Source organism: uncultured Fretibacterium sp. (assembly GCF_963544685.1).
Lineage (GTDB): Bacteria > Synergistota > Synergistia > Synergistales > Aminobacteriaceae > CAJPSE01.
In genome coordinates, this window is sequence record NZ_CAUUGJ010000077.1 from 1 (window position 1) to 11,596 (window position 11,596).

15 protein-coding genes are annotated in these 11,596 nt (G+C 62.0%); 14 read left to right on the forward strand and 1 reads right to left on the reverse strand.

Annotated elements, in window-relative coordinates; all coding sequences use genetic code 11:
- Positions 1 to 4: 4 nt before the first annotated feature.
- Entirely contained in the window at positions 5 to 790 is a 786-nt protein-coding gene (locus ABLA28_RS07940) for a LexA family transcriptional regulator (protein ID WP_347713201.1), read from the reverse strand.
- A 156-nt stretch (positions 791 to 946) separates the two neighbouring features.
- Here ABLA28_RS07940 and ABLA28_RS07945 point away from each other — a divergent pair, with 156 nt between their 5' ends.
- From ABLA28_RS07945 to ABLA28_RS08010, 14 genes are all read left to right on the forward strand, one after another.
- A complete protein-coding gene (locus ABLA28_RS07945; protein WP_347713202.1) occupies positions 947 to 1,384 on the forward strand; it encodes a helix-turn-helix transcriptional regulator in 438 nt (145 codons plus the stop codon).
- Positions 1,381 to 1,587, forward strand: a complete 207-nt coding sequence (locus ABLA28_RS07950) for a hypothetical protein (protein ID WP_347713203.1) — start codon at positions 1,381 to 1,383, stop codon at positions 1,585 to 1,587. Before ABLA28_RS07945 ends, ABLA28_RS07950 begins: the two co-directional genes overlap by 4 nt.
- 234 nt (positions 1,588 to 1,821) lie before the next feature.
- A complete protein-coding gene (locus ABLA28_RS07955) occupies positions 1,822 to 2,127 on the forward strand; it encodes a hypothetical protein (RefSeq protein WP_347713204.1) in 306 nt (101 codons plus the stop codon).
- The gene (locus ABLA28_RS07960) at positions 2,124 to 2,447 is read left to right on the forward strand and encodes a hypothetical protein (protein WP_347713205.1); all 324 of its coding nucleotides are present in this window, start codon (positions 2,124 to 2,126) and stop codon (positions 2,445 to 2,447) included. The genes ABLA28_RS07955 and ABLA28_RS07960 overlap by 4 nt, the downstream gene beginning before the upstream one ends.
- Before the next feature lie 98 nt (positions 2,448 to 2,545).
- Positions 2,546 to 3,253, forward strand: coding sequence for a hypothetical protein (locus ABLA28_RS07965; RefSeq protein ID WP_347713206.1), 708 nt, complete (start codon positions 2,546 to 2,548; stop codon positions 3,251 to 3,253).
- Positions 3,250 to 3,534 carry a hypothetical protein gene (locus ABLA28_RS07970; protein ID WP_347713207.1) on the forward strand — a complete coding sequence of 95 codons (285 nt, stop codon included), beginning with the start codon at positions 3,250 to 3,252 and terminating at the stop codon, positions 3,532 to 3,534. Before ABLA28_RS07965 ends, ABLA28_RS07970 begins: the two co-directional genes overlap by 4 nt.
- A 67-nt stretch (positions 3,535 to 3,601) precedes the next feature.
- Positions 3,602 to 3,784 (forward strand): hypothetical protein, encoded by a 183-nt coding sequence (locus ABLA28_RS07975; RefSeq protein WP_347713208.1) that lies wholly within the window; start codon positions 3,602 to 3,604, stop codon positions 3,782 to 3,784.
- Positions 3,781 to 4,143, forward strand: a complete 363-nt coding sequence (locus ABLA28_RS07980) for a DUF4406 domain-containing protein (protein ID WP_347713209.1) — start codon at positions 3,781 to 3,783, stop codon at positions 4,141 to 4,143. Before ABLA28_RS07975 ends, ABLA28_RS07980 begins: the two co-directional genes overlap by 4 nt.
- A gap of 48 nt (positions 4,144 to 4,191) precedes the next feature.
- Entirely contained in the window at positions 4,192 to 6,519 is a 2,328-nt protein-coding gene (locus ABLA28_RS07985; RefSeq protein ID WP_347713210.1) for a VapE domain-containing protein, read from the forward strand.
- A gap of 579 nt (positions 6,520 to 7,098) precedes the next feature.
- Positions 7,099 to 7,578 (forward strand): hypothetical protein, encoded by a 480-nt coding sequence (locus ABLA28_RS07990; RefSeq protein WP_347713211.1) that lies wholly within the window; start codon positions 7,099 to 7,101, stop codon positions 7,576 to 7,578.
- A gap of 148 nt (positions 7,579 to 7,726) precedes the next feature.
- Complete coding sequence (locus tag ABLA28_RS07995) at positions 7,727 to 8,272, forward strand: terminase small subunit (protein WP_347713212.1); 546 nt, start codon at positions 7,727 to 7,729, stop codon at positions 8,270 to 8,272.
- The gene (locus ABLA28_RS08000; protein WP_347713213.1) at positions 8,269 to 9,735 is read left to right on the forward strand and encodes a hypothetical protein; all 1,467 of its coding nucleotides are present in this window, start codon (positions 8,269 to 8,271) and stop codon (positions 9,733 to 9,735) included. The genes ABLA28_RS07995 and ABLA28_RS08000 overlap by 4 nt, the downstream gene beginning before the upstream one ends.
- Positions 9,736 to 9,762: 27 nt before the next feature.
- The gene (locus tag ABLA28_RS08005) at positions 9,763 to 9,960 is read left to right on the forward strand and encodes a hypothetical protein (RefSeq protein WP_347713214.1); all 198 of its coding nucleotides are present in this window, start codon (positions 9,763 to 9,765) and stop codon (positions 9,958 to 9,960) included.
- Position 9,961: 1 nt separating this feature from the next.
- Positions 9,962 to 11,596, forward strand: a 1,635-nt coding sequence (locus tag ABLA28_RS08010; RefSeq protein WP_347713215.1) for a portal protein, incomplete at its 3' end; no start/stop codon positions are given.

An 11,596-nucleotide genomic window follows, 5' to 3' on the forward strand; every position in this document is an offset into this window, starting at 1 on the left:
CCCTTCAAATCTTTCGCCCTGTGTCGATGTAAACGACCCTGCCCACAATAACCACGTCGTTGTCTTTTACTTCTTGAGGTGTGAATTCCAATGGTGGAATTCCACTTGTTTCCGACGATTTGAGAATGCACCCGCCGCCTGGCCTTGGAAAATAGAACTTAACTGCATCCCGCAAGTATCCGTTTGAGCGAATACGAGCCAAGCAAACATCCCCGCGCCCAAGCGTAATGTTCGGGTTCACGACAATTCGTTCTCCATCTTCAATGGCTGGGCTCATCGAGTTCCCTTCAACAAGCAGGGCAAAGGGTCTTTCGGGAGCGTCAATCCCCACGCTGTCGCGTGAGAGATACAAGGTATCGATGGCCGCACACGCCTCTCCTTCATTGTCGAACCCCTTCCCCATGCAGGCGGAAATAGGGTAAACGGGGATCTCCACAATCCGCTCAGAGAGCAGCCGAACGTTGGATTCGGGCAACGGACTCTCCGCTTCGGGACTCCCGGAGATGCCATGTTTCGATGTTATAAGAAGAGAGGACTCATTCCCATCGGTTCCTACCAATTCCGACAATCTGCTCGTGTAACGCTTAGGATCGTCGGTCTCGCCCAAGAGGTAACCCGTTGAGGTGTCGAGGGCTCGGGCGAGTTTTTGGAGCATCTCCGTGTCCGGAGAACGAGAGCCATTTTCCCACCGCCGAACAGTATTAACATGGGCGTCAACCAAATCTCCTAAGCGTTCTTGCGAAAAACCCATTTGCTTACGGAGCATCTTCAACCTTGTCCCGAGGCTCATATTACTTCCCTCCCAACACAATATATCCGTTTGGGTTGCTTAATTCCAGACCTAAAAATGTTGCTTGTGCGCTCCATTTGTGTTGCATTCTATTGACATGCACAAATTTGGAGTGTATTATTTCGACACAAACGGGGCGTTTTGGGAGGTGAAAAGATGCGGTTAAAAGAATGGAGGACAAAATTGGGGTTATCTCAATTTGCCCTATCAGAAAAAGTAGGGGTCCATGAAAACACCGTCCGCCGCTGGGAGTCCGGTCAGCGCGAGCCCCGTGCCTCCGAGATCGTCAGGCTCTGCGAGGTCCTTGGTGTCAGCGAGGCGGAGCTTTTGAACGGGCCGGCGGAGGAGACACGGGAGTTCACCTTGATTTACGACAGGGAGGGGGAATTGAGAATGGAAGTTCTGAACATGGCGGCAAACGCGCCGGAGCAGCGCGTGATGTCCGTCTCGCCGCAGCGCATCGCCGCGATGGTCAACATCAAGACCGCGAACCTGGATCGCGAGGAGGCAAAAAAGCTGATGCTGGACGAAATGGCCGCGCGGTTTGACGAGGCCTGGGCACAGCAGCAGAAGTGGAAGGCGGCGGGAGCGTGATGAAATTTCAGATAGACATTATGGGGAATATCCAGATCGAGGAAATTTTATGGCAGCTTAGGTTCCAGGCGGAGGGAACCTCGGAAGGAGGCGACGCCGAGAAAGAGCGTATCCTCGGCGTCGCCCGCGAGTGGCTGCGTTCCGTGCAGGCGCTGAAAAACGGCTGCCCCAACACATCCTCGGTTATTTCAGAATCGGAGTGACGGAAAGCGTACAACGGCAGTTCTGGCAATACACCTCGATGGCTTGAATTAACCCCTGTTTCCCCGTGAAGTCGGAAGCAACATCGATTTTTCGCCATCTCAAAGAGTTCGGGAAAGCGCGCCCCTTCGGGCAGTTGGGGCAGTGGGTCATTACAAGCTCAGACATCATTTTGAATCACCTCCCTTCTGCGGCCATTGTACCGCGATGGGAGGGCGAGGAAGGGGTGAGGGCAAATGAAGCGGAAGACCAACGCGGAGAGGACCAAGGAAACCGTAGCCCCGGTAACGCCGCGGCTGCTGGCCGAGGAGCAGGCAGCGGCATACCTGAATCTGTCCGGCCGGACGATACGCTCCCTCCGCAGCGAAACGCCGCTGCGCTACACCGAGGAGACGTTCAAAGCCGCACTGGCAAAGGGCGGGCTGGTCCCCATTCCCTATTTGAAGATCGGCGGAGCGGTGCGATACGACATACGGATGCTGGACGCCTGGATCGAGCGGCAGCAGGTCGTAGGACGGCTTCCGGAGGAGGCGGGGGCGTGATGGAAGGGTGGACATGGCCGTTTGTTCTGCAGCAGGTATTCATGGGGATGGCATGGTGTTTCGCCGTCTGGGCGGCGTGGACGGAGGTGCGGGGTCTCCTGGGGGACATTCGGCAAGCATGGAAGGGAGAGAGCGTTGTGAAACGAAAGAGCGGAGGCCGGGTTCGCGGGCGAGTGGTGCTGGAGGCGGACGTATGCGAGATGGCACTGGCGTACAAGGAGCAGTGCGATGCCGCAAGTTTCTCCGAGGCGCTGAATGCCCTGGCCAGGGTGGGGGCGGCCGAGCTGCGCCGGTGCGGGGCGATCGGCCGGGAGAAATAGGAATGGCCGCCCTCGAGGACGGCCTTGGAAGGAAAAACCAGAGCGGCAACGGGGGATGACGGCCCCCTGCCGCTCATTATAGCAAACGGGGGCGGAGCATGCAGGACATCGAGAAAATCATTGAAGAAGCTCAGAGACTGCGACTCCTGGGATACACGGGTCACAGGGAGGAGAGATCGAGAGCCCTGGTTGAACTGAGGGCACTGTTCGGGATCAAGGACGACGAGGACGACAACAATCCTTCGCCTATTATCTCCGATCATCCCGAGGTCCTGGAATGCATTATGCCAAAGTCTTACGGCAGACCGGCAAACGGCGGCAACCAGATTCTTCTGGATTCGGTGCTGGATGGTTCCTTGTGGTTCCGCGCCGTGTGTGCGGAGGGGTATGGTCATGGCTCCGGCTCTCTCCCTTCGGTGTTCGATATCCCCTTTCGGTCTCGGCAGGAGGCCCTGTGGGACGCCGTCGCCATTTTTTACAAGAAGCTGAAAGAGTTCCCCCAAAATACGCCTTGTGAGAAGAAGCTGGTCAGCGTTCTGGGAAAATGGCTGGAGAAAATCGAGAACGACTTGCCGGAAAGCCTTCGGGAGAAGCCTTCCGGCAGCGGGACAGCGGAGAACGGCGAGCTGAACGTTGTTAAGGAAGCTTCCGAAGAGGGTGACATCAAGGCCGAGGAGCAGCCGAATCCCCGGCAGGACCGGGGGCCGAACAGCTGCGGCTGGGGCAGCCGGAGGATGGATTTATCCTCCTCGAGGATCTGGAGACGGAACGGCAGGGGAAAATCCGGCGGGAGCTCGAGACCGTGACGGGCATTCGGAACACGATGAGGATGATGCAGAAGGCCTACAGCCGCCAGGCATTGTACCTGAGCATCGTCAGCGTGATCGAGGAAGCGCGGATCCGGAGCGCGGGGTCTCCCGGAGAACGTGTCCTGGCGGCCGACGTCGAGGGGAGGATGCGCGTCCTGGCCGAGGACGAAATGGCGCAGGACCTCGACGGGCGCCACCTCGTCGTCTATGCCGCGTTCCTGGATGGCGCCGAAGTAGACCATAACAAAGAGCAAGAGGGGAGAAAAAACGATGCGTGAGGTCTTGAGTGTGATGCCCGAGGTGAAGGCCCCGCATAACCGGTGTTGCAGGTGTGGGGACAAGATTGTGCCGAGACTGAAGGTCTATATTCTCTACAGCTACGACCCGAGGGCGGGGAAGCTCTCGACGACGTTCGCGCACCCAACGTGCGCGAAGCGGGCCGGCCTGGTCCGGGACGATCATGAGATTCCCGGCGACGTGGTGGAGCTGTTCTGGAAGTGCTGGGCAAAGAAGGTGGCAGGAATATGAGAAGGGTCTACATCGCGCATCCGCTGCGCGGGGAGCGGCTGGATATCGCGGAGGTGGAGCAGAATGTTTCGCGCGTCACGGAGCTCTGTCGGCGTGTGGCGGAGGCACATCCCGACGTGCTGATCCTCTCGCCGATCCACGCGTTCGATTTTGTGTCCCCGCTGGGACCGCAGGACTGGGTGATGCGGCAGTGCCTGGCGCTGCTGGACCTTGCGGACGAGCTGTGGGTGTTCGGGGACTGGGAGCGCTCGGAGGGGTGCTGCATGGAGGTGGGACACGCCCGGGCTACCGGGAAACTCATCCTCTTCGAGGACGGGACGGTTGAGGGTGGGATCATTCATGACAGTAGAGGCACATAAGGAAAGCAGAGCCTGAGAGCATTGGGGGCTGGGGAGCATGGGACAAACATGAGCTGGGCGACGCCGATCGAGGTCGAGGATTCCTTCGTCCGCTGGCTCTGCGACCTGGGGATCCCGCCGGCCGAGGGAGAACGGCTCCTCCTGGATGGGCAGAAGCACCGCTATAAAGTCACCGGTGATCGCGGCACGACGCGAAACGGCGAATACTGCATCTATTGCGACGATCGCCCCGGCGGCTGGGCAAAGAGCTGGAGCGCCAAGCACGGCGTGGAATACGCCGTGTGGACGTATTACCAGCCCGGGGAATCACCCTGGAGCGACGAGGAAAAACGCGAGTACGTGAAGCGCATGGAGGCTCAGCGCGCCGCGGCTGCGCGGCAGAAGGAGCTGGAGCGGGCGAAGGCGAGCGCGGAGGCGGCACGGAAATGGGAGGCGGCCACGGAGCCGAGGCCGGGACACCCGTACCTGAAAAAGAAGGGGCTCTCCGGAACGCACGGGGCGCGCCAGCTGGGGAACCTCCTGGTGCTGCCGATCCAAAACGTCTCCGGATCCCTGATGAACATCCAAACGATCGCACCCGACGGCGAGAAGCGTTTCCATCCGGGGGCGCCGAAGGCGGGCGGGTTCTTCGTGATCCCAGGACAGAGCCCTGAACCGTATGGAAAGCCAAGGCATTGTCCTGAACCGCATGAAAAGACGGGGCAGAGCTCAGATTCGACACATGACTTTGGTTCGGCGGAGCCAGGGCGAAGCCCTGGACCGTATGAAAACCCCTCGGGGGGAGACCGGGAGGTTTTTCTATGCGAGGGGTTCGCCACCGGGGCCACGGTGCACGAGGCGACGGGTCGGACGGTGGTTGTGGCCTGGGACTGCGGGAACCTGCCGAAGGTGGCGGAGCTGCTGCGGTCCCGGTATCCGGGGCGGCTGGCCCTTGCGGCCGACAACGACCACAGGACGCCGGGGAACCCCGGCCTGGCGGCGGCGTTCGAGCTCGCGGAGCAGTTTGGGATCCCGTTCACCTCGCCGGTCTTTGAGGCGGACGAGGCCGGGAGCGACTGGAACGACTACGCGGCCCTGCACGGCATCGAGCGCACGGCGGAGGAAATCTTCCTGCGGTTGGAGGAGAACCGGAAGGTCCCTGAGCTGGAGAAGCACTACGCCTGGCCGCGTTGGGTCCACGAGAGGAAGAACGGGGCCCCGATGGGGACGCTGGAGAACCTGCAGGTGCTGCTGGCCCACGAACGGCTTGGGGTCTGGTACGATGAAGTGAAGAAGGACGTGGATTACAAGCTGCCGCCGGAGATCGAAGAGGGGCGGTTCGGGAAGGACAACCGGGCGAACTCCATCTTTGCGCTGGTCGTCTCGCTGTGCGAGCAGCACAGGTTTCCGACCTCGAACCTGCCGCTGTTCCTGGATGCGATCGCCGACATGGGGCGCCGGAACGCCGTCCGGGACTGGATACGGATACGGGGCTGGGACGAGAAGGACCGCATCGGGGAGTTGACGGAGACCCTGACTCTGGCGGAGTGGTTCCCGGACCGGATGAAGCGGCTGCTGCTGAAACGCTGGCTCATCTCCGCCGTGGCGGCGTGCTTCGAGCGGGAGGGATTCAAGGCCCGGGGCGTTCTGGTGCTGCAGGGGCATCAGGCGATCGGGAAAACGAGCTGGCTCGCTGCGCTGGTCCCCAAGGGGTCGGATTGGTTTCTGGACAGCGTTGCCCTGGACCCGGAGGACAAGGACAGCGTGAAGCGGGCGATCAGCCACTGGATCATCGAGCTGGGCGAGCTGGAGGCGACGTTCAAAAAGGCGGACATCAACAAACTCAAGGGGTTTATCACGTCGCCGGTGGACATCATGCGTACCCCGTTCGCCCGAAAGATGAGCACGTTCCCGCGGCGGACGGTGTTCTGCGCCTCGGTGAACCAGGCGGAGTTTCTGGTGGACACGACGGGGAACAGCCGGTGGTGGTGCCTCCCCTGCAAGGCCATCGACTACCGGCACGGGATCGACCTCCAGCAGCTCTGGGCGCAGGCGCTCTCTCTGTACCGGGCTGGGGAGCCCTGGTGGCTGACCCGTGAGGAAGAGGCGGAGCTGGACGTTTTGAACCGGTACTTCGAGGCCGGGGACGAGATCGAGGACCTTATCGCCTCCGGCTGGAACTGGGACGAGTACGAGCGGGATCTTTCCATGGGGCTGGGAGACTGGATGAATGCGACGGCCATTCTGAAATCCTGCGGGATGCAGAACCCGACGAAGATGCAGGTGCGGCGCGCCGGGGAGGTGCTGCGAAAGCTGACCGGCCGGGAGCCGGAGCGGCGCGGGAAGGCGCGGGACCGGTGCTACTGGATGCCCAACAGGAACTGCTACAGCCCTTAGGGGGCGGCGGACAAAGATAAGTTTGTCCGCCCTTTGTCCGCCTGTTTGTCCGCCGCGTAAAACCTTGTCAGTGAATGTCTTATACCCAATCAGCGGACAAAGGACACAAAAACCCGGAAAAATTTTCTTACGCGCGCGCGTTTTGATATTTTGATCTTTTTTCTTTTAAGATTTTTTGTCAGACTTTAGTCCGCTCTGTCCGCCATGCAATATAAAGCATTGCCGCAGGCGGGTTCGGATGGCGGACAAAGTGGCGGACACAAGGCGGACAAAGAAGGTTTGTCTGCCTCGGAAAGGAGCGTCCGGAGCGATGCAGCCCATCAGTCCCGAAGAGTTCAAGTTCATGAGGGAGAAAAAAATATATCTCTGTTCCTTTTGCATGTACTGTCCGCGGCAAAAGGATAAAAATACGTATTATTGCGTAGCGGGAAAAGCATGGCGGGTGTACTGCAAGATGCGGGAGTGTCCGGGGTTCCGCCCGAAGCCGAAAAAGCCGGAGCCGAAGGCGGAGCAGCTGCGGATGTTCGATGACTGGGGGCACGCCGCTCCGGAGACGGCCTCCACAGAGGAGAGGGCGCGATGAGACGGGCGACCTTCGCAGCCGTGGAGGGGGTGCTGCGAGATTTTCCCCGTATCTGCGTAGCGCTTTCGGAGCGGGAACATTACCTCGAGGCATTGGCTCAAGGCGGTGGGGATTCCCCCCGCTTCGAGGGCGGTGAGAAGCTGTCCGGCCCCGAGGCCCTCTGCGACATGAAGAACGGCGACGTGGAGTATTGCGAACTGACGGCCGTGACGGAATCGGTGGGAGGGGGGCTGCGCGACCTGCCGGAGACGCTTTTGCAGCTGGTGCGGATGCTTTATTTCGAGAACATGAGTCTTCTCGATGCAGCCATGGAGGCGGATATGTCGGAGCGAAATGCATGGAGAAAACGGAAACAGGCTTTGGAGCTCCTTCGAGATTCCTGCCTGAAGGTGCACATGGTCGTCGAGCGCTGGCGCGACCGGGAAATGGTACGAGAGACCACGGCAATCGCCTATCTGCTTCGGGAAACCTCCTGACCCTGATTGTGGATAACTTGGCATTGCTTCTCCCCCCTGTTTCGGTGTATATTTGCTACGATCAAGAGTTGTAGCGAGGAAGCCACATCGCGAGAGAGAGGACTGCCCCAGCCGGGTGGTCCTCTTTTTGTTAAGGGGGGGAGAAGGGATGAAGGGGGAGAACCTGTCGCCGAAGGAGGAGGAATTTTGTCGGCAATATCTCGTTTTGAGGAACGGAACGAAGGCCGCCATCGCTGCGGGGTACTCCCAAAAGCGTGCCCGTGCAACGGCTTGTGAGCTTCGAGCAAAGCGTAACATCCGCGAACGACTGTCAGAACTTGAAAGGGAGTGGCGTGAAGACAGCGAGGTCAGCCGGGAACAGATTATTGCCGAACTCAAAGCTATCGCGTTCTCGAACATCCAGGACGACCTGCAACCGCTGCCGGAGGACCCGCAGCAGTACCTTCCCTTTGGGGAGGAGGTCATCCGCGCCCTGCCCTCCCGGCCCCGGCACGTCACAGCCGCTATCGAGTCGGTGAAAATCAACGCCAAAGGCGAGATCGAGATCAAGCGGCACAACAAGGTGGCGGCCCTGGCAAAGCTCTCCGAAATTCTGGGGCTGACGAACGCGGAGCTGAACGTGAATCTGTCGATAGCGGACAGCATCGAGGCCGCGCGGGCACGTGCTGCGGAAGGAGGTGAAGGGACGGAGTGAACTTCGACGCGGAGATGGCGAAGGACATGGGGCGTATGAGCCGGGACCCTCTGTCGTGGGTCTTGTACGCCTTCCCCTGGGGCGTCGGAGAACTGTCCGGGTTCGGCGGGCCCGACGCATGGCAGCGGGACGTCTTGAAGTACATCCGGGACAATCTGTCCCGCAAGGAGCCCCTGCGTGTTGCGGTGGCCAGCGGGCACGGGATAGGGAAGAGCGCCCTGGTGGCGTGGCTTATCCTGTGGTCGCTCTCGACGTGTCCGGACGCTCGCGGGATCGTGACGGCGAACACTGGCTCCCAGCTCAAGACGAAGACCTGGGCGGAGCTGGCGAAGTGGTACAACCGCTTTATCGCCCGTCACTGGTTCGAGATTGCGGCGACATCCCTGTCCGGCAGGGAGAAGGGGCACGAGGCGACTTGGCGTTTCGATTCGGCCGTGTGGAGCAAGAACAATACTGAGGCGTTCGCGGGGCTGCACAACCAGGGGAAGCGGATCGTCGTAGTCTTCGACGAGGCGAGTGCCATCGACGACACGATCTGGGAGGTCACGGAGGGGGCCCTGACGGACAGCGACACAGAGATCCTGTGGCTGGCATTCGGGAACCCGACGCGCAACACGGGGCGCTTCCGGGAGTGCTTCCGGAAGTACCGGGACCGCTGGCATCACATCCATGTGGACAGCCGCACCGCGGCCATCACGAACAAGGCGCAGCTGAAGCAGTGGGTGACGGACTACGGCGAGGACAGCGATTTCGTCAAGGTGCGCGTGAGGGGGATATTCCCCGACGCGTCGGACACGCAGCTCATCTCCGCGGAGCTGGTCCGCCAGGCGAAGGAACGGAGTCTGACGGAGCGGGACGTCGCCGGGGCGCCGAAGATCATGGGGATCGACGTGGCGCGGGGCGGAGCGGACCAGAGCGCCGTGTGGCTGCGGCAGGGGCTCCTTGCCAGACGCCTCTACAAACGCCACACGCCGGACAGCATGGTGTTCGCGGAACGCCTGGCGTCCCTGATGCGGGAGCACGAGCCGGACGCCGCATTCATCGACATGGGCGCGATGGGGGCTCCCGTCTACGACCGGCTGAGCCACCTGGGATTCGGACACGTGGTCATGGGCATCAACTTCAGTCAGGGCGCTGTTCGGGACGACCTGTACCTGAACCGGCGCTCGGAGATGTGGCACGCCGTGGCGAAGTGGCTGAGGGACGGCGGGGCGCTGCCCTCCCAGGGGCCGGAGGCTCAGGACATCGAGGACGATCTGTGCGCGCCGGAGTACTTCTACAACACCAAAGGGAAGCTGCAGCTGGAGAGCAAGGAGGATATGAAGGAGCGCGGGCTTCCCTCCCCGGACGACGGGGACGCGCTGGCGCTGACGTTTGCGGCGCCGGTGGTGCGGCGTGCTGATATTCCGGCGCGCGAGTCGATGCACGGGGGGCTGGAGGATTATGACCCGTTCACTTGGTGAACGGGAATGAAGGGAGAGGATTTTTCAATGTGTATGCCGAAAGCGCCAAAGGTTGAGACGCCTGCGCCGCCGCCGACGATCGAGCAGGCGAGGACGGACGACGCGGCCATCGCCCGCCAGGACGAGCGGAAGCGTCTGCGCGGGGCCATGAACTCCCGCACGACGATCCTGTCCGAGGGGGCGTCGGGGACGGGCAGCGGGCGCAAGACGCTCCTGGGGCAGTGAGATGCCGAACCGGGAGGAGGAGAAGCAGCGGCGTCCCCCTCGGGAGCCGCCCGACCTGCGGGCTCTGGCGAAGCGCCTGAAGGACATGGAGGACGCCCGCTCCCGGCAGATGCCCGTCTGGCAGGAGATCGCGAAGTACATCTCCCCGGGCCGTGGGGCGTTCGACAGGCAGAAGCCCAATCAGGGAGAGCGGAAGGACAAGCACCTGCTGGACCCGACGCCGCTCCAGGCTCTGCACGTCCTGTCCGCGGGGCTCCAGGGAGGGTTGACCTCCCCGAGCCGGCCGTGGTTCCGGCTGGGAGTGTCGGACTCCGACCTCGCGGACTACGGGCCGGTGCGCCTGTGGCTGGACGAGGTGGAGCGGCGCATGATGCACGTGCTGAGCCAGTCGAACCTCTACAACTGTCTGCACATCCTGTATCAAGAGGTGGGGGCGTTTGGGATCGGCTGCATGCTCATCGAGGAGGATCCCCGGAACGTCGTCCGGGGGCTGACGATGACCGTCGGGGAATACTGCGTCGCCTATGACGTGGCCGGGCTGCCCAACGCCTTCGGGCGCAGCTTCTGGATGACGGCCGTGCAGATGCGGGACCGGTTCGGCATGGACGCCCTTTCCGAAGGAGCACGAAACGCGCTCGATGCGGGCCGGCGCGACGAGTGGTTCCGCGTGTCGCACCTCATCTTCGAGGACGACGATGCGGGGCCGGAGGAAAAACCCTATCGCTCCGTGTACTGGGAGGAGGGGAGGACGGAAAGGCCCCTCCGCGTGTCGGGATATGCGGAGTTCCCCATCGTGGCCCCGAGGTGGGAGGTGGTTGGCGGGGACTTCTACGGGCGCGGCCCGGGGTGGGACGCGCTGGGCGAGTCGAAGACGCTGCAGGAGCTCCGGAAGGACTACCTTGTGGCGCAGAAGATGGCGATACAGCCGCCGATGGTGGGGCCGAACTCCCTCCGGGGCACGCACCGGGACCTGCGCCCCAACGGCATCACCTACGTGGACGGGGCCGATCCCAACCAGGTATTCCGCCCGCTCTACGAGGTCCGGCCGGACCTGCCCGGCCAGATCGCGGCGATGCAGGACAGCCGGGATACGATCCGGCGCATCTTCTTCGCGGACCTGTTCCTGGCGATCATCATGAACGACGACAAGAACATGACGGCGACGCAGGTGAACGCCATCAACAACGAGCAGATGATGATGATCGGGCCCGTGTACGAGCGGCTGGATCACGAGCTGCTGGACCCGTTCATCGGGCGGACGTTCGGGATCATGGACCGCATGGGGCTCATTCCGCCCGTCCCCGAGGAGCTGGCGGGGCAGGAGCTGAAGATCGAGTACATCTCGATGCTGGCTCAGGCGCAGCAGATGGTGGGGTTGGGCGGAATCGACCGCCTGACGACCTACGCCGGGGAAATGGCGAAGATCAACCCCGACGTGCTGGACAAGTTCGACGCCGACGAGGCGGTAGACCAGTACGCGCGAATGCTGGGCGTGCCCGCCGCGATCGTCCGGAGCGACGAGGCGGTGGCGGAGATGCGGCGGGCCCGAGCGGAGCAGCAGGCGCAGATGCAGCAAATGGCCGCCGCGGCGCAGATGGCACAGACGGCGAACCAGGGGGCCGGGGCGGTGCGCCAG